19 protein-coding genes are annotated in these 22876 nt (G+C 63.6%); 2 read left to right on the top strand and 17 right to left on the bottom strand.

The genetic code is table 11. The features are described 5' to 3' along the window. Positions 1-49: 49 nt before the first annotated feature. The 16 genes from eno to Q4T40_22790 form a co-directional block, all read right to left on the bottom strand. Complete coding sequence (eno, locus tag Q4T40_22865) at positions 50-1333, bottom strand: phosphopyruvate hydratase (protein ID MDT8904087.1); 1284 nt, start codon at positions 1331-1333, stop codon at positions 50-52. Continuing rightward, entirely contained in the window at positions 1333-2877 is a 1545-nt protein-coding gene (gene gpmI / locus Q4T40_22860) for a 2,3-bisphosphoglycerate-independent phosphoglycerate mutase (GenBank protein MDT8904086.1), read from the bottom strand. Before gpmI ends, eno begins: the two co-directional genes overlap by 1 nt. Positions 2878-2891: 14 nt before the next feature. Next, complete coding sequence (gene tpiA, locus Q4T40_22855) at positions 2892-3638, bottom strand: triose-phosphate isomerase (protein ID MDT8904085.1); 747 nt, start codon at positions 3636-3638, stop codon at positions 2892-2894. 72 nt (positions 3639-3710) lie between these two features. Next, positions 3711-4892: a phosphoglycerate kinase gene (locus Q4T40_22850; GenBank protein ID MDT8904084.1), complete on the bottom strand. Its 1182-nt coding sequence runs from the start codon at positions 4890-4892 to the stop codon at positions 3711-3713. A gap of 150 nt (positions 4893-5042) precedes the next feature. Next, on the bottom strand, positions 5043-6050 hold the full coding sequence (locus Q4T40_22845) for an ArsJ-associated glyceraldehyde-3-phosphate dehydrogenase (protein ID MDT8904083.1): 1008 nt from the start codon (positions 6048-6050) through the stop codon (positions 5043-5045). Between the two features lie 20 nt (positions 6051-6070). Beyond that, positions 6071-7096 (bottom strand): sugar-binding domain-containing protein, encoded by a 1026-nt coding sequence (locus Q4T40_22840; GenBank protein MDT8904082.1) that lies wholly within the window; start codon positions 7094-7096, stop codon positions 6071-6073. 254 nt (positions 7097-7350) lie between these two features. Further along, complete coding sequence (locus Q4T40_22835; GenBank protein MDT8904081.1) at positions 7351-9369, bottom strand: methyl-accepting chemotaxis protein; 2019 nt, start codon at positions 9367-9369, stop codon at positions 7351-7353. A gap of 454 nt (positions 9370-9823) precedes the next feature. After that, complete coding sequence (locus tag Q4T40_22830; protein MDT8904080.1) at positions 9824-10528, bottom strand: SIMPL domain-containing protein; 705 nt, start codon at positions 10526-10528, stop codon at positions 9824-9826. A 138-nt stretch (positions 10529-10666) separates the two neighbouring features. Further along, positions 10667-11668 (bottom strand): D-cysteine desulfhydrase, encoded by a 1002-nt coding sequence (locus Q4T40_22825; GenBank protein ID MDT8904079.1) that lies wholly within the window; start codon positions 11666-11668, stop codon positions 10667-10669. Positions 11669-11757: 89 nt separating this feature from the next. Next, complete coding sequence (locus tag Q4T40_22820; GenBank protein ID MDT8904078.1) at positions 11758-12495, bottom strand: FCD domain-containing protein; 738 nt, start codon at positions 12493-12495, stop codon at positions 11758-11760. 73 nt (positions 12496-12568) lie between these two features. Further along, a complete protein-coding gene (locus Q4T40_22815; GenBank protein ID MDT8904077.1) occupies positions 12569-13867 on the bottom strand; it encodes an FAD-dependent oxidoreductase in 1299 nt (432 codons plus the stop codon). Between the two features lie 92 nt (positions 13868-13959). After that, positions 13960-15423: a hypothetical protein gene (locus tag Q4T40_22810; GenBank protein ID MDT8904076.1), complete on the bottom strand. Its 1464-nt coding sequence runs from the start codon at positions 15421-15423 to the stop codon at positions 13960-13962. Between the two features lie 75 nt (positions 15424-15498). After that, entirely contained in the window at positions 15499-15966 is a 468-nt protein-coding gene (locus tag Q4T40_22805; GenBank protein ID MDT8904075.1) for a RidA family protein, read from the bottom strand. A 30-nt stretch (positions 15967-15996) separates the two neighbouring features. Beyond that, on the bottom strand, positions 15997-16446 hold the full coding sequence (locus Q4T40_22800; protein MDT8904074.1) for a hypothetical protein: 450 nt from the start codon (positions 16444-16446) through the stop codon (positions 15997-15999). Positions 16447-16531: 85 nt separating this feature from the next. After that, positions 16532-18352 carry a cobalamin-dependent protein gene (locus Q4T40_22795; protein ID MDT8904073.1) on the bottom strand — a complete coding sequence of 607 codons (1821 nt, stop codon included), beginning with the start codon at positions 18350-18352 and terminating at the stop codon, positions 16532-16534. A gap of 2 nt (positions 18353-18354) precedes the next feature. After that, a complete protein-coding gene (locus Q4T40_22790) occupies positions 18355-18603 on the bottom strand; it encodes a hypothetical protein (GenBank protein MDT8904072.1) in 249 nt (82 codons plus the stop codon). 271 nt (positions 18604-18874) lie between these two features. Between Q4T40_22790 and Q4T40_22785 the strand changes: the two genes are divergently transcribed. Together Q4T40_22785 and Q4T40_22780 are read left to right on the top strand one after the other, a co-directional pair. Then, a complete protein-coding gene (locus tag Q4T40_22785) occupies positions 18875-20554 on the top strand; it encodes a LytS/YhcK type 5TM receptor domain-containing protein (GenBank protein MDT8904071.1) in 1680 nt (559 codons plus the stop codon). Then, entirely contained in the window at positions 20551-21294 is a 744-nt protein-coding gene (locus Q4T40_22780; protein ID MDT8904070.1) for a LytTR family DNA-binding domain-containing protein, read from the top strand. Before Q4T40_22785 ends, Q4T40_22780 begins: the two co-directional genes overlap by 4 nt. A gap of 80 nt (positions 21295-21374) precedes the next feature. Here the strand turns inward: Q4T40_22780 and Q4T40_22775 are convergent, their stop codons facing one another. Next, a complete protein-coding gene (locus Q4T40_22775; GenBank protein ID MDT8904069.1) occupies positions 21375-22862 on the bottom strand; it encodes an altronate dehydratase family protein in 1488 nt (495 codons plus the stop codon). Positions 22863-22876 lie beyond the last annotated feature (14 nt).

The raw sequence follows: 22876 nt of genomic DNA, 5'->3' as shown, positions 1-22876 counted from the left end.
AAACGCAAAAGCCCCGGCTTTCGCCGAGGCTTTCCGTGTCTGAAGGTTATTATTTGCGGTTGTAGAATACGTCGCCGCCCCGGAACCTGGCCGTCTCGCCCAGCTCTTCCTCGATGCGCAGCAGCTGGTTGTACTTGGCCACCCGGTCGGTGCGGGCCGGGGCGCCGGTCTTGATCTGGCCGGCGTTCACGGCCACGGCGATGTCGGCGATGGTGGCGTCCTCCGTCTCGCCCGAGCGGTGGGAGATGACGCAGGTATAGCCGGCCCGCTTGGCCATTTCGATGGTGTCGAAGGTCTCGGTGAGGGTGCCGATCTGGTTGACCTTGACGAGGATGGAGTTGGCCGTGTGCGCTTTGATGCCGCGCGCCAGGCGCTCGGTGTTGGTGACGAACAGATCGTCGCCGACCAGTTGGATTTTGCCGCCGAGCTTGTCGGTCAGCAGCTTCCAGCCGTCCCAATCGTCCTCGCTCATGCCGTCCTCGATCGATATGATCGGGTACTTGGCGACCAGGCTCTCGTAGTAAGCGACCATTTCGGCCGGCGTCTTGACGATCCCCTCGCCGGCGAGGTTGTACTTGCCGTTCTCATAAAGCTCGGTCGCGGCGACGTCCAGCGCCAGCGCCACCTGCCCGCCCGGCTTGTAGCCGGCCTGTTCGATCGCGGCCACGATCACCTTGAGGGCCTCCTCGTTCGAAGCCAGGTTGGGGGCGAAGCCGCCCTCGTCGCCGATGGCGGTCGCCAGGCCCTTGTCCTTGAGCACCTTCTTGAGGGTGTGGTAAATCTCGGCGCACATTCTGAGCGCTTCGGCGAACGACACGGCACCGATCGGCATGACCATGAATTCCTGGATGTCGACGTTGTTGTCGGCGTGCTTGCCGCCGTTCATGATGTTCATCATCGGCACAGGCAGTTCCTTGGCGTTGATGCCGCCGAGGTACTTATAGAGCGGCATGCCCAAAGACACGGCCGCGGCCTTGGCCACCGCCATCGACACGCCGAGGATGGCGTTGGCGCCCAGCTTAGCCTTGTTGGGCGTGCCGTCGAGCTTGAGCATGATGGTGTCGATGTCGGTCTGGTCGAGGGCGTCGAGGCCGATTATTTCGTTGGCGATGATGTTGTTGACGTTTTCGACCGCCTGCAGCACCCCTTTGCCCTGGTAGCGGCCCTTGTCGCCGTCGCGCAACTCGACAGCCTCGTACGCGCCGGTGGAAGCCCCCGATGGCACGGCGGCGCGGCCCAGCGAGCCGTCCTCCAGCAGCACGTCTACCTCCACGGTGGGGTTGCCGCGCGAATCCATGATCTCGCGGGCAAATACATCGGTGATGGTCGTCATTATTTTCCCTCCTTGATTATGAGCGTGCGGCCGGTCATTTCCGCCGGCGCAGCGATCGACGCAAGGTCGAGGACCGTCGGCGCGATATCGGCGAGGATGCCGGGGCGGAGCTTGGCCTGGCGGTGCTTCTCGGAAACGAGGATGAAAGGCACGGGGTTGAGGGTGTGGGCGGTAAGCGCCTCACCGCTCTCGTGATCGACCATGCAGTCGGCGTTGCCGTGGTCGGCCGTGATGCAGGCGATTCCGCCACGGTCGCGGATGGCGTCCGTCACCCGGCCCACGCAGTTGTCGACGACCCCCACCGCCTTGATGGCGGCGTCCAGGTCGCCGGTGTGGCCGACCATGTCGCCGTTGGCGAAGTTCATCACGATCAGGTCGTACTTGCCGGAACGGATCTCCGCCACCGCCCGGTCGGCAACCTCCACGGCGCTCATCTCCGGCTTAAGGTCGTAGGTCGCCACCTTGGGCGACGGGATAAGCGCCCGCTCCTCGCCGGGCAACGGTTTCTCCTCGCCGCCGTTGAAGAAATAAGTCACGTGGGCGTATTTCTCGGTCTCGGCGATACGCAGCTGGGTTAGGCCGGCGGCGCTGAAGACCTCGCCGAGGGTGTTGCCGATAAACTGGGGCGGGAAGGCGGCCGGCACCGGCAGCGTTTCGTCGTACTGGGTAAAGGTGGCGAAATGGAGCGGCATATAGGTGCGCGGAAAAGCCGCGAAATCCTTGTCGGTGAACACGCGGGTAAGCTGGCGGGCCCGGTCGGGGCGGAAGTTGAAAAAGATGACGCCGTCGCCGGCCTTGATGGCGCAGTCGCCACAGCTTTCCACCACCGTCGGCGACACGAATTCGTCCGTCTCGCCGCGCGCGTAGGCCTGCTCCACCGCCGCTCTGGCGGTGGGAGCGCGCTCGCCTTCGCCGCGAACCAGGGCGGCGTAAGCCTTCTCGATACGGTCCCAGCGCTTGTCGCGGTCCATGGCGAAGTAGCGACCGGCAACGGTGGCGATGCGGCCGACGCCCAGCTCGGCCGCCTTGGCCTCAAGAGCGTCGATATACTGCAGGGCGCTCGACGGCGGCACGTCGCGGCCGTCCAGATAGGTGTGGATATGGACCCGCTGCACGCCGCCGCGCTTGGCCAGCTCCAGCAGGCCGTAGATATGCTCGATGTGGCTGTGGACGCCGCCGTCGGACACCAGGCCCATAATGTGGAGGGCGGAGCCGCTCTCCTTGACCGCCGACAAAACCCCGCCCAATACGGGGTTGGCGAAAAAGTCGCCGTCGCGGATAGCTTTCGAAATACGGGTCAGATCCTGGTAAACGACGCGGCCGGCGCCGATGTTGAGATGGCCCACCTCGGAGTTGCCCATCTGCCCTTCAGGCAGGCCGACGGCCTCGCCGGCGCAGGCCAGCACGGTGTTGGGGTACAGCTCGGACAGGAGGGTCATATGGGGGGTTTTGGCGCGGGCGATGGCGTTGCTGGCGTCGCACGCGTCGCCCACTCCCCAGCCGTCGAGGATGATCAGAGCGATCGGAACGGTAAGTTTGCTCACATTATCAACTCGCTTCAGTAATTGACGATTTTGGCGAAAGTAGCGGCCTCCAGGCTGGCGCCGCCCACCAGCGCGCCGTCGATGTCGGCCTTGGCCATCAGTTCGGCGATGTTGTCCGGCTTCACGCTGCCGCCGTATTGGATGCGCATGGCCCCGGCCGCATCCTTGCCGAACAGCTCGGCCGCCAGGCGGCGGATAAAGGCGCACACCGCGGCGGCGTCCTCGGCGGAGGCGGTGCGGCCGGTGCCGATGGCCCACACCGGCTCATAGGCGACGACCAGCGCCGCCGCCTGCCCGGCGGTCAGCCCGGCCAGGCCCTGCCTGACCTGCCGGTCCACCACCCGCTCGGTCTCGCCCGCTTCGCGTTCGGCCAGCGTTTCGCCGACGCACACGATTGGGGCAAGGCCGCCCGCCAAGGCGGCGTGAAGTTTTTTATTAACGGTTTCGTCCTTCTCGGCGAAGTACTGGCGCCTCTCCGAGTGGCCGATAATAACACAGTCGCAGCCGGCGTCCTTGAGCATCGCCGCCGAAACCTCGCCTGTATAGGCCCCCTGCTTCTCCCAGTGCATATCCTGGGCGCCGAGCTTTATGGCGGTTCCGGCGATCGCCGCCTTGGCAGCCGCCAGCGCGGTGAAGGGCGGGCAGACGACCACCTCCGCCGCCGCGCCGCCCACGAGGGGCGCAAGCTCATTAACCAGAGCCACAGTTTCGGCGATGGTTTTGTGCATTTTCCAGTTGCCGGCTATTATTGGTTTCCGCATACTATATACCTCCCGGCGGCCGTTCAGAAGTCCCCGCCAAACGCAGACGGGAGCTTATCAACGGATGCCACGTTATTTATCGGCGAGCGCCGCTACGCCGGGTAGAACCTTGCCTTCCAAAAACTCCAGCGACGCGCCGCCGCCGGTCGATATATGGCTGATCTTATCCTGGAGGCCGGCCTTCTCGATCGCTGCCACCGAATCGCCGCCGCCCACAACGCTCACCGCGCCTGAGGCGGCCACCGCTTCAGCCACGGCGACCGTGCCCTTGGCGAACGCATCCATCTCGAACACGCCCATCGGGCCGTTCCAGACGATCAGCCTGGCGCCGGCAAGGGCGGCTGCGAAAGCTGCGGCGGATGCCGGGCCGATATCGAGGGCCATCCAGTCGGCGGGAATGGCGTCGACACCTACCGTTTTGACGGCCGCGTCGGCGGCGAAGCGGTCGGCCACCGTCACGTCGGCCGGCAGCAGCAGCTTGACGTCCCGCTCGGCCGCCTGCTTGATCAGCGAACCGGCCAGTTCGATCTTGTCCTGCTCCACCAGCGACTTGCCGGTGGCGTATCCCTGGGCGGCGAGGAAGGTGTTGGCCATGCCGCCGCCGATGATGAGCGTGTCGACCTTGGTCAGCAGGTTGGCGATCACGCCGATCTTGTCAGAGACCTTGGCGCCACCGATGATGGCGACGTACGGATGGGGAGGATCGCCCACCGCCCGGCTGAGGAAGTCGATCTCCTTCTCCAGCAGGAAACCGGCCGCCGCCGGCAGGTATTTGGTTATGCCCTCGACCGAAGCGTGGGCCCTGTGGGAAACGCCGAAGGCGTCGTTTACGTAAGTATCGGCCAGAGCCGCGAGCCTGCGGGCGAACTCGGGGTCGTTCTTCTCCTCTTCCTTGTGGAAACGGAGGTTCTCCAGCATCAGCACCTGGCCGGGTTTAAGGGCCTTGGCCGGTCCCTCGGCCGCCTCGCCTACGCAGTCAGGGGCGAACAGCACCTCGCGGCCGAGCAGGCCGGACAGCCGTTCGGCCACCGGTTTGAGCGAGAATTCGACCGCCGGGGCGCCTTTCGGCCGGCCCAGGTGGCTGGCAAGAATTACGGCTGCCCCCTGCTCCAGCAGATAACGCAGGGTCGGCAGCGTCGCCCTGACGCGGGTATCGTCGGTGATCGCCCCGCCGTCCATGGGAACGTTGTAGTCCACCCGCACCAGCACCTTCTTGCCGGCGAGATCGACATCGCGGATGGTTTTCTTGTTCATTCGCACACCTCCACAGAACCCTTAAGGTTGGCATCGCCGAAAAGAAAACTCGGCTTGCGCCGGCCCCCAGGCGCAGGCGTAAGCCTAGTTTTACCATTATCCTATCAGAAATTTGCCCTTTCCGAAAGGAAATATTTGGTTAATTTTCCGTTAAATACCCTTTTTGGCGATGAGGCCGACCAGGTCGACGACCCTGTTCGAATAACCCCACTCGTTATCGTACCAGGAAATGACCTTGACAAGCGACCCGTCGACCACCATGGTGGAAAGCGCGTCGATTATCGAGGAACGGGGGTCGCCGTTGTAGTCGCGGGACACGAGCGGTTTGTCGGAGTAGCCGAGGATGCCCTTCAGCTCGTTTTCACTGGCCGCCTTGAGCGCGGCGTTGACCTCCTCGACAGTGGTGGCCTTCTCCACCTCGACCACCAGGTCGGTGATCGACACGTTGGGGGTCGGAACCCGGAGCGAGAAGCCGTTGAGTTTGCCCTTGAGCTCGGGCAGCACCAGCGCGACGGCCTTCGCGGCGCCGGTCGTCGTCGGGATGATCGACATCGCCGCCGCCCGCGCCCGGCGCAGGTCCTTATGCGGCAGATCGAGGATCTGCTGGTCGTTGGTATAGGAATGGACGGTCGTCATCATGCCGTGCTTGATGCCGAATTTCTCGTGCAGCACCTTGGCGAACGGCGCCAGGCAGTTGGTCGTGCAGGAAGCGTTGGAAACGATGTGATGCTTGGCGGGGTCGTATTTGTCGTCGTTTACGCCCATGACGACGGTGATATCTTCGCCCTTTGCCGGGGCGGAGATAATGACCTTCTTGGCGCCGGCCCCGAGGTGGGCGGCTGCCTTCGTCGCGTCGGTGAAGCGGCCGGTCGATTCGACCACCACGCTCACCCCGAGGGCGCCCCAGGGGAGATTGGCGGGGTCGCGCTCGGCGAGCACCTTGATCGTCTTGCCGTTGACGACGATATCGCCGTCCTTTGCTTCGACCTCGGCGCCCAGCGTCCCGTGGACCGAGTCGTACTTGAGGAGATGGGCCAGGGTCTCGGCGTCGGTCAAGTCGTTTACGGCCACGATTTCCAATCCCGGATTGCCGAGCGCCGCCCGGAAAACGTTGCGGCCGATGCGGCCAAAACCGTTGATCCCTACTTTAATTGCCATGATATATTCCTCCTTATTAGTCAGCGCTTAATAATATCCTGGATGGCCCGGGCCGCCGCCTCGTCGGTTACAAGGACGTCGCGGCTGCCGGCGGCGGTCACCGCCACGATTGCGGCCGCCTTCCTGCGGCCGCCGGCCACGGCTATCACCCGGCCCACGCCGCCGAGATCATCCAGGCGCAAACCGATGCTGTCGGTCGTATATACGATCTCGCCGCCGATGGTAGCATACTGGCCGAGGGCTTCACCGGCCGCCCCCCGCGCCCTGAGCTCGTTTATCAGCGCCGGGGCGATGACGCGCCTTGCCGCCATGGCCTCGGCCAGTCCGATACCGTGAAGAACGACATCCGCCCGGCGGATAAGCTCGTCGACGGACCGCAGATTGGCGTCATGGGCGAGCAGCACGTCGAGGGCCTCGCCGCCTACGCCGTCCGGCAGGTGGAGCAACCGGTAGCGGCCGCCCAGCTTGCCGGCCATAACGGCGGCGATGGTATTGGCCTGGTACTCCACCTTTTCGCCCAGGCCGCCGCGGGCGGGCACGATCGTCACATCCCGCGCCGCTGCGGACGCGGCCTCGGCCACCCAGGCCATCGTAGACCCGCCGCTCACGGCGACGGTCATATTATCTCCCAGATACCCGCCGAGTACTCCGGCGGCGGCCCGCCCCAACTCGCGAAGCGATGCCGGGTCGGTGTCGACGTCGCCGCGGGTGATAACCACCCGCCGTACGCCCAGGCGGTCGGCAAGCTCCTCCTCCAGGGCGGAAAACCCGTGGAGGACCCGCACATACCCGGCCAACTCGCTGAGCAGCGCCTGCCCCTCCTCGGTGATCGACATCCCCAGGGGCGTGAGATCGATCAGCCCGGCTGTTTTTAGAAAATCCACCTGGGCCCGCACCACCCGCTCGCCCATTCCCAGAGCTACGGCGAGAGCCCGCCGTCCGACCGGCTGTGCGAACTGGATCTGACGGAGAATATTGAACCGGTCTTCAATCACGCCAATCAGCTCGGGAGCGATCTTACGGTGCAAGGCGACGGTTTTTTCCACTGGCGCCCTCCTGCGGGATCAAATTTGTCCCTCTGGTACATTATATGTCCCGCCGCAGATAAACTACTCTGTTTATTTGATTATTATTCGCCTGTTATCCTTTTATTCCTGCTAAAAAAAGGATAATTTTTCTTCAGAAAGGAAATTATTCCCGGACGCTTGCCGCTAGAACGGCGTCGCCCGCCAGCCAATGGCCAGGAACCGTCAAAGGCCCGTACCCCCTTAGGGGTTCGGGCCTTTGACGGCAACCTATGCTATACCCTGAACTTGCTCACCGCGGCCTGCAACTCCTCGGCCAGCTTCGCCAGCGCCTGGCTCGACGAGGCGACCTCCTCCATCGACGCCAGCTGCTCCTCGGCCGCAGCCGACACGCTCTGCGCCTCGCCGGCCGATGTTTTGCTCAAAGCGTCAATCGTCCGCACCAGCCCGACGATCCGCTCGCTGCCGACCGCCATCTGCTGCATGCCGCCCGATGCCTCCTGCACCTGATCCGATACCCGGGTGACCAGCGCCACGATCTCCCCGAAAGCCGCCCCGGCGACGGTAACAGCCTCGGTGCCGGCCTTCACCTCGCGGGCCCCGGTATCCATCGCCGCGACCGCCTTGTCGGTATCCCGCTGGATGTTCTCGATCAGATCAGCGATCTGCCCGGCCGCCGCCTGCGACTGCTCGGCCAGCTTCCTGACCTCCTCGGCCACCACCGCGAAGCCGCGGCCCTGTTCCCCGGCCCGCGCCGCCTCGATCGCCGCGTTAAGGGCCAGCAGGTTGGTCTGTCCGGCGATACCGGCTATCGTCCCGACGATCTGGCCGATCTCCTTCGATTGCTCGCCCAGCTTGGCGACAGCGGCGGCAACCGTTTGGGCGGAACTCTCGATCTGGCCCATCTGCCTGACGGCCTTGTCCACCTGCTGGCCGCCGTTCTTGGCTTTCTCGGCCGCCTGAGTCGTCTGTCCGGCCACCTGGTTGCCGTTGGCCGCCACCTGCTGGATGCCGGCCGACATCTGTGTAACAACCGCCGACGCCTCGTCGGCCGCCGTCAACTGTTCATTCGCCGCGCCGGCCACGCCGGTTATCGACGCCGCGATCTGGTTGGCCGCCTGGGCCGACTGCTCGGCGCTCGCCGTCAGTTCCTCGGCCGAGGCCGCCACCTGGTCGGCGCTGGCGTTTATCTGCCTTACCAGGGCGCGCAAATTGTCCCTCATCCGGAACATTGCGTCAGCCAGCTGACCGGTTTCGTCCCGGGTATAGATGGTGCGGTGCCGTTCCGAAACATCGCCGGCGGCTACCTCGTTGGCGAACGCCACCAGCTTTTTCAGCGGGGCGGCGATTCGCCGCGCCATCAGCGCTATCGCCAGGGCGGCGAGGACCAGCACCACCGCGACCGTGACCATCGAGACGTTGCGCAGCGTTACCAGATCCTCGGACAGTTCGGCATGCGGAACGGTGACGCACACCGCCCAATTCGTGCCTGGCACCGGAGCGTAGGAGATCATCTTTTTCATCCCTTTGTACTCGTAAACCAGCGATCCCTTTTCTCCCTTGACCATCCTGTGTGAAGCGGCGTTCATCGCTTCGCCGGCGCTTTTGTCCTCCAGGACATTGATCTTCATCGCCAAGTCCTTGTTGGGATGGATGATCATCAGGCCGTCGCCCCGCACCACGAAAGCGTAGCCGGTCTTGCCCGCCTTCACCTCCAACAGCCGCTTCGTCAGGCTGTCAATATCGACTGCCCCGAATAAAGCGCCGGTCACCTTGCCGGCAGTTTTTACCGGTACGGCGACAACCACCACCATCCGGCCCGTCGCCTTGGAGACCACGGGGTCGGAAATCGCCGGCACGCCTGCCAGCGCCTGGCGGATATAAGCCCGGTGGCTCAGGTCGCCGGACGCGCCCGTATTGTTATTGAAAAAACCGGCGGGATTGACGTAAGCGAACGACTCGTATTTCTTATTATTCATCGCCAATGTTTGCAGAAAAGGCACGATCGCCGCCGGGTCGCCGCTTTGAAATACCGGCGCGTTCGCCATACCGCTCAGTTCCAGCTTAACGCCGTCAAGCCAGTCGCCCATGCTTTCGCCCGTCATCGTCGCCAGGGTCGCCAGGCCGCTATCGATGCTTTTGGCGAGCATCCGTTCGGCCTGCCAGTGGTTGATCCCCCCCAGCGCACCCAGGGAAATAAGGAAAATTGCCAGGATTATGACCGTCAGTCTCGTCTGCAGGCTGTTAAACGCCAGCCCTCTCCGGGTGCCCCCGTTTATCGGTGTCGCTGCCATCTTTGCTACCACTCCTTTTGATTCCGATCCATCTATGATTAAATCTCCGCCATCGGAGGCACAGCGGAATCACTACCGCTCATCGGCAGCAAAGTCGAAATGTGTCGCTTTTTCGTCGAATACATTATACTTGGCGGTATGTGTTTGTTACGTCTGCTAAAAGAAGGAGCTCGCCAATCTTATCCAGCGCCTGATTATGCCGCAGATAGAAGGCTTACCGTTGTTTTCGGCACACAACGGCCAATCAGCTAAAAGATAGAGAAAACGTACATTCGTACAAAACTGCCCTTCATGGCGAATTTGGCTCAATTATGCTTCAAGAATCCGCCTCGCGTTTCTGCATGAAAACACCTGCCGCCCTATGGGACGCAAGAAGCCGCCCGTTGTTTTCCACAACGGGCGGCTTTCCATGAGCTACGCGAACACTGCGGGGAGGAGCGTTCCGTTCCCGCGCCTACATGCCGAATACCAGGTTGACGTCCACGCTCACCGTCATCGTCCCCGCCTCGATGGGCGTTCCCGCCGCCTTGTACGACCTTACCGCGTCGAACTGCACCGGCATATAGCGTCCCCCCTCCGATACCGACAGCGGCTGCCCGAGGGCGACGCCCAGCGCGTCGGCCATCACCGAAGCCTTGTGCCGGCCGTCCAGCACCGCTTTGCGGAGCAGTTCGTCGTGAAGCCGGTCGTCGTCCCTGACGGCGAAGCGCAGGCCCTGGAACTGATTGGCGCCGGCCGCGAAGGCTGCGTCGATGACGGGGCCGATTTTAGCGAGGTCCTCGACCTTCACGGTCACACTGTTCTGCAGGCGGTAGCCGCTTATCGTTCCGGGCGCGCCGTCCTTGCCGTCGTTTCTGTAGATGGGCTGCAGGGAGAACTGGGACGTGGCGATGTTGCCCTTGTCAGTGCCCTGGGCGGCGAGGGCGTCGATGATCCGCCGCATCGTCCGGTCGTTGTCCGCGCGGGCCGATTCGGCATCCGCGCCGGTGGTAACGATACCGGCGGTAACGAACGCGATGTCGGGCGTCACCGCCGCCTCGGCGTGGCCGGTGACGGTGATTGTGCGGGCCCCGTCGGCCGGGGCGGCGAGCGCCGGGCCTGCCAGGCAGGCGGCCAGCAGGGACAGTACGGTGAAAACAACCAGGCTGCGTTTCAACATCGGAATCCTCCTCGAATATGTATTCATCCAAGCCTTTCACTGTGTTAAACGCTGCCAGCCGATAAAGGTAACGGCTGAAGAAAATTTTCGGATGGCAGTCGAGGAGCACCGCCGCAGATGGGGGCTTATCAACGGCTGCTATTTATCCAAAAACAATTCCTGATGGGCGAACAGCGCCGGCCACCCGCCGGTATGAATGAACAACACCCTGCCGCCGGCCGGGAACACACCCTTGCGGGCCAGGTCGATCAGCCCGGCCATCGCCTTGCCGGTGTACGACGGGTCGAGCAGGATGCCCTCCGTACTCGCGAGCAGTTTGACCGCCTCCACCATCGCCGCGGTCGGCAGCGTGTACCCAGGACCGAGGTAGTCGTCGTACACCGCGATCTCCTCGCGCTTTACCGGCACGGCCGCGCCGATATGGCCGGCCGTTTTTTCCGCCATCTCGTACACCAGCTTCTGCTGAACCTCCCGGGGGTTGAGAACGCTGATGCCGGTCACCGGGACGCCGCACCCCTCGCTCCTCAGCCCGAGCAGCAACCCGCCCTGGGTACCGGCGCTGCCCCCGGCCACCACGATATTGTCGAATTCAAGTCCTCCCTCGGCGCATTGGGCGGCGATCTCCTGCCCGCAGGCGACATAGCCAAGCGCGCCGATGGGGTTGGAGCCCCCCAGCGGAATGACGTAAGGCCGCCGCCCCTCGGCCGCGGCTTCCGCTTCGGCGGCGGCGAGCGCGGCGAGCAGATCGGTTCCCCAGGGCACGACCGTTATCCGTTCCACCCCTAGCAAATGATAAAGAAAGACATTCCCGCCGGCGTCCGGCCGGTACGCCCCCGGCGTCGCCTCCGCCAGTATCAGCCGGCACTTCAGGCCCTCCTTGACCGCCGCGGCCAGCGTCAGCCGGCAATGGTTCGACTGCACCGCCCCGCAGGTGATCAGCGTGTCGGCGCCCTTCGCCAGCGCGTCGCCGACCAAAAATTCCAGCTTGCGCGTCTTGTTGCCGCCGCCGGTTAGTCCTAGCAGATCGTCGCGCTTGACGTAAATCTCCGGGCCGCCGACCGCCCGCGAGAAATTGGGCAGAAATTCGATCGGCGTCCGCCCCTCGGTGTACCGTCGGCGGGGGAACTGGTCCAGATTCATGGCTATCCTCCTTCTTTACACCGTACTGTATTAAAGAGTGCCCAAAAACGAGACGGAGCGCACGGTTATTTCCGCACGCTCATCCCGCATTATTCCTTATCCTTGACGCCGGCGAGTTTCCAGTACTTCTCGACGTCTTTCATCAAATTGTTGATATGCTCGACCATAATCTCGCGGGCGCTGTCCCCCCGGCCGTCGGCGATCGCCTCGGCAAGCCGCTGGTGATCGATGTAGACGGGGCTCTTGACCCGGCGACGGATATATTCGAGTACGGGCGAAAGCTGGGTATCCTGGCGAATGAGGGCGATGGCCGCGCCCAGGACGCGGTTGCCGGCCATGCGGGCGATAAGCGAGTGAAAGTCGACGTCCTCCTGAGCGGCGCCGCCGCCTTCATCGAGCGCCTGCCGCTGCCTTTCCAGGATTTCGCGGAGTTGGGCGACCGCCGCCTCGGTGCGGTTGACAGCCGCCAGATAAGCAAGCTCGCTTTCGATGGCCCGCCTGGCCACAAGCACCTCCAGCAGTTGGCTCTTGGTGTGGCCGCGCAGCGAGCTGGCGAACTCTATCCCCCATTCGATGCTCTTCTGCCTGTTCGTCAGCTCGTCCAGCCGCGCCGTACCGCGCGCCGACAGCGACCGCCCCTGGAAACCGGCCTTGTCGGTAAGACCCTGGCTGTCCAAATCGCGCAGCAGCCGGCCGACGGTAGCCTCGCTGATGCTGTGTCCCATACCCTGGAGAATCTGGCTGATATGGCCGCAGCCAACCGGCTGAGCGCTGTCGCTGATAATCGTCAGCAGATCGCGTTCCAGCTTTTCCCGTTTACTTAGCATTATCCGCCCACCTCTCGTACAACCTGGGGCCATATGCCTTATTCGTCGCCGGAACGTCTTTTCCTGCCGCCGGTCAGCACACCGGCCGGGCGAATATGCCGCTCATGCCGGCTTTCTCCACCCTTGCCCCGATGGCCGCGATGTCGGTCGTGTAAAGCTCTTGTTTCTGCATCCGCTCGAAGTATACCGAACCGGAGAAGGTGTACTTCTTGGCCAGTCCGGCCTTGGTCTGCATCTCCTGGCGGACGAACGCGATCGCGTCGCCGCAGGCCAGGGTGGCGGGAATCTCGATCGGCGCCAGGCCGCAGGCGGCGCGGGCGGCGTTATTCCCGGCCAGCGTCCCGGTGATGATCGCCTCGGTATGGCCGACGAGCAGGCCGGCCTTTTCGCCGCCGCAGAAAACGTTCTTCAGCCCTTCCACCTTGAGAGCGTTGTCGCGCGGCAGCATCCCCAGGTAGCGCATCGAATTGCCGATACCGCCCGCGTACGGGTCCTCGAAACGGGCGTTCTCGAAGCCGGGCACCTGACGGAGGATTTCGAGGGGGTAGTAAGAGGTCATCAGCTTGGCGTGGCCGGTATCGAGAAGGATGATATTCTCGGCGAACTCCTTCAGTGCGTACTGCTGGCACGCCTTCTTGGCGAGCGAGCCGAGGTCCTTCTGGAGACTGGCGGGCACGGGGATGATGGCCACGCCGGTCGCGTTGAGCTTGTCCTGAATGTCCTTCGCGAGCGAGTCCTTGTGAAGCTTGCACGAGCCGCTCATCGCCCCGAAGGTGCCGTCGGCCTTCTCGCCGAGGATTTCCTTCACCCCGGCCTTGGCGGCGATCGAAAAGCGCGGCCCGAAGGTCGGGCAGCGATAGATGCACATCGCGCAGCCGTTGCCGTACTTCATGCAGTTGCCCTGCGGGCCGGCGGTGCCGGCCACGTCGACGAAGGCGTCGCCGCTCGCCTCAACGGGTTCCCCATGGAACACATCGGCGAAAACCTTGGTTATTGCGCCGTCCTTGACCTCGATGTCGCGCACCCTGGACTGCATGTGCACCGTCACCCCGGCGGCCAGGAGCGCCTTGCGGACGGCCGGCTCGATGGTGGAAACGTCATAGAGGCTGGCATGCTTGTGGCCGGGGAATTCGATGTTCTTGTGGCGCGCATTGGCGTCGGCGATCTGAAACAGGTCCCCACCGCCCATGGCGATGGCTTCCTCGGTGGCGGCGAAACGGCCGTTGTTGCGCATGATGCCGCCCACCAAGCCGGTGCCGAGCAGCATATCGGCCCGCTCGAAAAGTTCCGCCTCGCAGCCCGCCTTGCGGACCGCCAGGGCGGCCGCGCAGCCGGCCCAGCCGCCGCCGACGATGACGACTTTTTTAGCCATGATGATACCCCTCCCTAACACTTTGGTCGCCCAGAAAACCCGAACCGAGCCTTCTGGGCGACCTCGGTTATTTCATATTACCTTGCAACCGCCTAGATGATGCCCACGAACTTGGCGACGATCTCGATCAGCTTCACCTGCGCCTGGACGCCGTAGCGCATGACGTCTTTGAGCAGGTTGCCCTTGCTGTCGGTGGTGCCGAGGTCGGGGGAGATGTAGATGTTGCCGTCGTAGGCCACCGTCGGGATGACGCCCATCTGGGCCATGCCGCTCTGGAAGATGTTCGTGCCCGAATACATGTCCTCGATCGAGAAGATCGGCAGACCAAGCTCGCCGCCCTGCCAGGTGCCCTCGTAGTTAACTTCGACGGCGCGGGAGTTGTACGACTTGTTGATGATTATCCCCGCTTTCAGTTTCGGGTGAATCTTGGCAAATTCCTCCTTGACAACGTCGAAGAGATCGTCGACCGCCTTGGTGTAAACCTCGGGGTTGTCGCGCAGCACCTTGAGAACCTGGATTTGGGTGGCCAGCGCCTCCTTGCCGGGATCGAAGGTCACGTAGGCCGCCTTGCCGTAGGAAGATCCGGTGCCCCAGCGGTCGCCGTGCATGCCCATCGCCCGGCGGATAGGTACCATGACGTCTTCCTTGCCGATGATCAGGCCGCTGGTCGCCGCGCCGCTCGCCTTGTCCATCGAATAGATGATGGCGTCGGCGCCCGATTTGCGGATGTCGTGGCCGATACCGGGCACGCCCCACGCGTTGTCGATGACGTAAGGAACGTTATATTCCTTGCACAGCTTGGCGTAGAGCTTCTGGAGAACCGGCGTGCCGTCCTTGTCCTTGGCGCCGTAGCCATAGCCGGGGGTCTCGTAGCCGAGGGAGGTCATGCCGGTGAACATGGCGGCGTGGCGCTCGGCGATCTTCTTCATCTCGGCATAGGTGGCCTCGGGGTCGACCTTGGTGAGAAGCGGAACAGGATGATGCTTGATGCCGTGCACCGGATACTCGGCGCCGGCCACCGGCACGACGAGGGTATCGAGGTTGTTCTGGCGTTTGCCGTAGAAGCCCAGTTCGCCGGGGGTGGTGCCGCGATCGGCGATGAGATCCTTGTATTTGCCGGGGAAAGGACGCCCGTAGCCGCCCTGGTGATGAAAATGCTTTTCGTAGGGAGCGATGTAACGGGCGCGGTAGTTGTCGCCCCGGCCCATGGCCGGCGGGGTGAACAGCGAGTCGAAAGCGACCCACAGGCCGGCCTCGCAGGTGCTGGTCGGCGCGGCGTCGTACTCGTCGCCGTAGATGTCCTTGACGAGCTCGCGGATCTGATCGACCATCACCGCCAGCGGCGTGACCGTCTTGGCGGCTTCCTCGCTAGCGTGCATGATATCTTCGCGCAGCGGCGCCGGGCAGCCGGAGATGCCGCCGGTCATGCCGAACTTGCCGCGGATTTCCTGCGGGATGCCGAGCTCTTCGGCGGCCTTCTTGGCCTCGGCGTAAATGGCAGGTATGTTGGCCTGCAGGCTCTTATACATCTGAAATTTGTACTTAAATTTTCCCATGTCGATCTCCTCCTAAAATATGTTCTCTATGTAAGTCGCTCCGTAAAGGGTTCCTGCTACGCAGCAAATAATTTTTTACCCGTTTTTGACTTTGACGACCATCTCCACCTCGCACGCCGCATCCAGCGGCAGCTCGCTGACCCCCACCGCCGACCGGGCGTGTTCGCCCGCGGCGCCGAACAGCTTGCCCAAGAGCTCGGACGCGCCGTTTACCACCTTGGGCTGGGCGTTGAACCCCGGGGCGCTGGCCACGAAGCCAGTAACCTTCACCACCTGCTCGATGCGGTCCAGGCTGCCGATCGCCGCCTTGATGACGCTCAGGCAGTTGAGGGCGCAAAGCTGCGCCGCCGCGTAACCCTGGGCCTCGTCCAGTTCGCGGCCCACCTTGCCCTTGAAGATAAGCTCGCCGCCCGCAAAGGGAATCTGGCCCGAAGTATACACATAACCGTCGCCGGTCGCGACAGCCGGGACGTACGCGGCCACCGGTTTTGGCGCCGGCGGCAGGCTCAGTCCCATTTCCTTGATTTTTGCTTCAACACTCATCTCGTTCACCTCCCCGGCTTAAGCCGGATTCTATTTCTCATCCCTTTTGGCGACGGTAAACCGCACCGGCATCCCCAGTTCAGCCCCCTGCTCCACCCCGTCGGCCAGCCGGTCGGTCCGGATGACAATGTTGAGGTGGTTGGGCATATGGGTTTCGTCGAAGCCGGCCAGGGTGCCGACAAGGCGCCCGGCGAGATAAACCTCGTCCCCGGCGACGATCACACCGCCGTCGGCGACGGCTGCGAACCCCAGATAGGCGATGCGGTTTACGCGGCTGCCGGGCTTGGCGTCCGGCTCGTCGGTAAGGATAAGTTCGTGGATGTCATGCCGCCTGACGCAGCGGGATATCGGCTTGATAAGCTCCAGGCCGCGGTCTTCCATCTTCCCCCGCAGCACGACCGCCAGCGTGCCGTTGACGTCGGTCTTGGCGGCGTAGGGGTTGGAGGAGAATTTGCCGGAAGCATATGGATCATTTTTCATGTATGGCCTCCTATCTATGCTAGCACCCGTCTATGCTAGCACCCGGGGGGAGCAACGCCGCAGATGGACTTTTGCGGCGGTTTCCCTATTTTTTGACGATAGTCACAGTGTCCTTGCCGCTGCGCCCCGGATACGCCCCCTCCGCCCGGCTGCCCAGCAAGCCCTCGTGGACGGCGGCTACGAAATCGCCGCGTGCCGCCACCTCGTCCAGGACCTTCTCGATGCCGGCCACCAGCTCGTCGGCGTAGCGGTCGGCCTCAGAGGTGGGGTTTATGCCCGCCTGGCCGAAGAAGCGGAAGCCTTCCTGGACGGCCCGCAGGGTGTCGATCCGTGATGGAGCGGAGATCGGCCCGCCCGAATAGGCTTCGTCGGTGGAGGCGATCGAAATTGCGTCGACCTCCAGCGAGCTTGCCAGACAGGCGTGAAGCGCGGTGGCCATCGCCGACTGGACCCGGTCCTCGGTGTGGGTGAGGAAGCCGATCGGCGCGCCCGGCCACAGGGGGGCGTCGATGATGCCCCGGAGGGCCTTGATCTTGGCGGTGTTGAAATCGACGTAGTTATCGGCCATCAGACCGCCGACCATCACCTCGGGAGAGTAGGCGAACAGCGGCTGCAGGATTGGCCGGCCGCCGAGCCGCACCGCCAGGTCGGCGACGATCAGCATGCCGGCGAACGCCTTATGGGCCGGCACGCCGCACAGCTCCTCGTTGGTCACGACATCGAAGGGCAGGTTGTATTTCTTGGCGTATAAAATGGTGTGGTAGCCGTCCACCACCATGCGCGCCGGGTCGGTCCCCGCCCCCAGGGCGCCGTAGCAGAAATTGATCTTCGTCAGGTCGGCGCCCATCTTGCCGGCCAGCACCGCCGTCTCCGGGGTGTTTAGGCCGCGGTGGGCCCTCACCTGCCATAGCGTCGAATCCTCAAGGGCGCCCTTAATGCGGTTAAAATTGGCCGGCGTTATAACCGTACCGTCCTCCTGGTGGGTGAGGAAGCCATCGAGGAAGCCCTCGGTACGCGCCCCCCACGAGGGGTCGAAATGGACCACGCCATCGGCGCCCCACGCCTCGCTGGCGAGAATGTGGCCGATATCCATGAAGGGGCAGCCGGTGCCGTACTGGACAAACACCAGCGGCTTCCTGCGGCTGTGCTGAAGCTTGCGGACCGACATGCGGGCCTTGGTGTCGGCCAGATACTTCTCCAGCCCCTCCACCTCGGTCTTGGTAAAGCGGCGCGTCTTCGGGTGGAGTTCGCCGCTGGCATAGTACTTCCGCGGAATGTCGCCGCATAGGGCGGGGTAATGCCGGTAAAGCTCGCCGTCGCCCCGGCGCGCGCGCCACTCGGCGGCGTTCCACAGCTCATCGCGCAACCGGGCGCGTTCCACACCGGGCGACGACTTATCCTTGACCCAGTCCATGATCTGCGCGCTGATGCGGTCGAGCCGGGCGGCGATGCCGGCATGGCGGTAGCCGTAGCCGTAGCCGGCCGTCATATCGGGCTTGGTCTTGGCGCACCGCGTGGGATCCGGCCGGTATTCCCGCCCCTCGATGAAGCAGACGACCTCCTCCACCGTCGTACCCGGTCCGAAGCCGGCGTCGAAACCGAGCTCGGCGGCCAGTTCCGGCCTGATAGCCATACCACCGATGCCCAGCTTCACCTTGGCGCGGATGCCGGCTGCGTCGGCGAGGTCGACGAACCGGGCGAGGATCTCGGCCACGCCGTAGCCGAGCGTGCGGCTCAAAAGCAGTGTCGCGGTATTTTCCCGCAAAGCGTTGTCGATGATCTCTTCCTCGGTCAGATCGGGGGGCAGGAGCAGCGTCTCGTAGCCGGCCTCCTCAAGGCCGCGGGCGATGATCTTCAGGCCGATGTCATGCACCGGGTCGAGCGGTGCGAGCAACACTTTTTTCATTATCAGCCCTCCTGCGCCGCTTCCGCTTCACGGAGCAGCCAGCGGTACTTGTCGGCCGGCCGGTAAACGTACGCCCGGCCCCTGACCCGGACTCCCGGGCCCTCGTGCTGGGCGAAAACCACATCAGCGTCAGTGAAGCCCCACGATTTGATCAAGTTGAGCATCAGGTTGCGGCCCTCCTCCTCGGTGGCGCAGACGAAGAAAGTCTCCACATCCAAAGCATCCATTATCTGTTCGGTGATCTTGGGCACGATGTCCACCTCCGTTTTCCGGTGGTTGCTACTCATCATTGATGAGCTATATATTAGCCTTTCGCCATCGTTTTCTAATTTCCTGCCCACAATGGAAAAAAGATAAAATTTTTCCGCGAGGCTGATGAAATGCAAAGACCGATGACTAAGCCAGGCGTTTCCGGCTTCCGAGCAGCCTCGTCCCTGCCCCTACAACCCTAGAGCCGGGGAGGGATTGGCCGACAGACGGAGAATTCATTCCCCAAGAAATATCGTCACTCCGAGGTGGACCATGGGTACAGGCATGCTGCTCGACCTGCTGAGCGACGGGGCGTTGATCGCCATCGCCGCCTACCTTATCGGGCGCAACAAATTCATCAGCGACTGCGTCCACACCCCCACGCGGGGACGGTGCTTCGCGACGCTTGTCGCCATTTTCGCCCCGCTGTCGATCATGGGGACATACAACGGCATCCCGGTTGAAGGGGCCCTGGCCAACACCCGCCTGGTGGGGGCACTGATGGGCGGCATCATGGGCGGCCCGTGGGTGGGGCTGACCGTCGGCGCGATCAGCGGCCTCCATCGCTATTCCCTGGGAGGCTTCACCGCCGAGGCCTGCGGTCTGTCGGCCCTTATCGGCGGCCTGCTCGCCGGACTTGTCCGCCAGCGGCTCGGCATCCACCGCCTCAACTGGAAAATTGGCGCAGCCGTCGCCCTCGCGGGAGAAATCGTACAGAAGGGCCTGGTGTTCGTTTTCGGACCGCTCGACTCCGCCTGGGCTCTTGAACGGGTCATCGCCATCCCCACCACCTTGGTCAGCATCCTCGGCACCGTCATCTTCATCATCATCATCGAAGATCTCCAGAAAACACGCGAAACCCACAGCGCCCAGGCGGCCGAGCTTTCGCTCGAGATCGCCAGCCGCACCCTCCCCTTCCTCCGCCAGGGCCTTACTCCCGCCTCTGCGCAGAAAACGGCGGAGATCATCTACGAACTAACCAAGATGGATGCCGTCTCGATCTCCGACCGCGAGAAGGTATTGGCCTTCATCGGCGCCGGCGACGACCACCACGCCGCCGGACAACCCATCAGCACCGCATCCACCCGCCAAGTCTACGAACAGCAACGCCTGATCGTCATCGAAACCCCCGAGGACCGGGGCTGCTCGGTTCCCAACTGCCCGCTCCGTTCCGGCGTCGCCGCGCCCCTCTTCTCGCACGGCGAAGTCGTCGGCACCATCAAGCTGTCGCGCGCGGTCAGCAACACCGTCAACGCCATGGACATCCGCCTCGCTGACGGTCTCGCCAACCTGCTGTCCGTCCAGATCCAGCTCGCCGAGGTCGACAACCAGAAAAAACTGCGCGAAAAAGCCGAGCTCAAAGCCCTGCAGGCGCAGATAAACCCCCACTTCCTGTTCAACACCCTGAACGCCATCATGTCCTTTTGCCGCACCAAGCCGGAAACCGCCCGCACCCTTCTCACCCACCTGGCAACGATCATGCAGCACAGCCTCACCGTCCGCGACGACTTCGTGCCTCTGAAGGACGAAATCGCCGGCATCTACGCCTATCTTGAAATCGCCAAAATGCGGTTCGGCCCCCGGCTCACCGTCGACATTGCCATCGACGACGCCGCCCGCCATGTGCGCGTCCCCGTCCTCTCCCTGCAGCCGCTGGTGGAAAACGCCCTCGAACACGGCCTGTTCCCCAAACTCAGCCACTGCCGGCTGACCGTCCGCGCCGCGGTGGAAGGCGACGATCTGCTGATAACGATAACCGACAACGGCGTCGGCATCCCGGCCGCCAAACTGACCACCCTGTTCACCAGCGCGGAGGGCATCGGCGTCAAGAACGTCCACCGGCGCCTGGCCAGCATCTACGGCGGCGGCTACGGCCTCACCATCGACAGCGGACCCGGCGAAGGCACCCGGGCCGCCATCCGCGTTCCTCTGGAAAGGAGGCATTCGGCATGATCCTTACAACCGTCATCGTCGACGATGAACCGCCCATCAGCGAGGAAATCGAATACCTGCTCGGCAGCCACCCGGACATCAAGGTCGTCGCCCGCTTCGAGCAGCCGCCGGCAGCCCTCGACTACATCGCCGTCAACGCCCCCCGCCTCGTTTTTCTCGACATCAGCCTCCCCGGCATATCCGGCCTCGAGATGGCCGCCCGCCTCAGCGTCCTGCGCGACCCGCCCCTCATCGTCTTCATCACCGCCCACCCCGAATACGCCCTCGCCGCCTTCGAAACCCCGGCTGTCGGCTATGTCACCAAGCCGGTGACCGACGCCAAGATCGCCGCCGTGCTCGGCAAAGTCCGCCGCCTTTCGGCCCGGCCGGCCGCCGCGCCGAAAGAGCCGGCCGGCAAAGTTTGCGTGCTGTCCGGCGGGCGGATCGTCCCCTTGAGTAAGGAAGACATCGCCCTTGTCCAGGTCCGCGAGAAGACCGTCTATGTCCTCACCAAACAGGGCCAGTACGCCGCCCCCCTCACCATGCAGGAAATCGAAAACCTGCTGACCGCCGGCCGCACCGGTGGGACGCCCTTCGTCCGCGTCCACCGCCAGTACATCGTCAACCTTGACAAAGTGGTTGAAATCATCCCCTGGTTTAAAGGCACCTATTTTCTGAAGATGGACGACTGCAAGGGCCAGCAGATCCCGGTCAGCCGCCACAAGGTCTGCCAGGTCAAGGCCGCCCTCGGCCTGAAATAAAAAAGAAGCACGCTACCCAGCGTGCTTCACTTTTTTGTAAAAAAACCGGCATGCCCGAAGGCATGCCGCGAAGGAGTGCGCTATACTGTTACGCCGTTCTTGAACAGCGTCAAATCACGGAAGCCCAGCTTCTCGGCCTTGGTCGTCTGCCCGGACGCCACGTTCAGCACGAAGGCGAAAAACTCGCCGGTGAGTTCCTCCCGGGGGATGCCGTCCAGCAGGCGCCCGGCGTCGAAGTCCATCCAGTTTTGCTTGCGGCGGAAGAGATCGCTGTTGGTGGCGATCTTCACCGTCGGCACAACCGTGCCGAGCGGCGTGCCGCGGCCGGTCGTGAACAGGATGACCTGGCAGCCGGCGGCCGCCAGCACGGTCGAGGCCACCAGATCGTTGCCCGGCCCGTTCAGCAGGTTCAGGCCCGGCGTGACGGCTGTTTCCCCGTACTGCAGCACATCGACCACCGGGGCGGCGTAGCCGCCCTTTTGCGTGCAGCCGAGCGACTTATCCTCCAGCGTAGTGATGCCGCCGTCCTTGTTGCCGGGGGAAGGATTCTCGTACACCGGCTGGTTGTGGGAAGTGAAGTAAATCTTGAAATCGTTGATCAGGCGGACGATCTTCTCGAACGTCTCCTTGTCCTTGGCCCGGTTCATCAGGATGGTCTCGGCGCCGAACATCTCCGGCACCTCGGTGAGCACCGTCGTGCCGCCGCTCGCCACCAGCCGGTCGGAGAACAGGCCGACGAGCGGGTTGGCGGTAATGCCGGAAAAGCCGTCCGAGCCGCCGCACTTCAGACCGACAACAAGATCGGACAGCGGACAGGTAGTTCGCCTGAAGCCGCCGGCATACTCCGCCAGCTCCGACACCAGCTGCACCCCGGCCGCGATTTCGTCGTCCACCCCCTGTGTTTCGAGGAATTTCACCCGCTGGGGATCGACCGGCCCGAGAATCTCCTTGAAGGCCCTGATATGATTGTTCTCGCACCCCAGGCCGAGGACAAGGACGCCGCCGGCGTTGGGATGCCGCACAAGGTTGGCGAGAATCTTCTGGGTGTTGGCGATATCCTCGCCCAACTGCGAGCAGCCGTACGGATGGGTGAAAGCGTGGACGCCGTCGATATTCTCCTGGCAGAGCAGCTTCCCGGCCACCTCGGCGATCACGCGGGCGTTCTGGTTGACACAGCCGACCGTGGGGATTATCCAGATCTCGTTGCGCGTCCCCGCCTTGCCGTCCGGACGCCGGTAGCCCAGAAAGGACTCGCCCCGGCCGGCGGCCTCGAGCGCGGCAACCTCCGGCTCGTAAGTATACTCCAGCAGCTCGCCGAGATTGGTCTTGCAGTTATGGGTGTGGACCCAGTCGCCGGCGGCGATGTCCACCTGGGCGGTTCCGATCGGAAAACCGTACTTGATGACCTTCTCGCCGGCGGCGATGGGCACGATCGCCATCTTGTGGCCGGCGGGGATCGGCTGGCGGGTGACCACGGCCGCCAAGCCTGCGGCGAGAGCCTGTCCGGGAGCGAGCGGCCTGACTGCCACAGCTACGTTGTCTTTGGGGTGGATTCTCATCAGGTCCATGCCGTTTCTCCTTT

This window comes from Selenomonadales bacterium 4137-cl, from assembly GCA_032334055.1.
Taxonomy (GTDB): Bacteria; Bacillota; Negativicutes; order Sporomusales; family UBA7701; genus Anaeroselena; species Anaeroselena agilis.
Note: the sequence above shows the minus strand (reverse complement) of the source record. Positions and strands in the feature narration are given on the sequence as shown.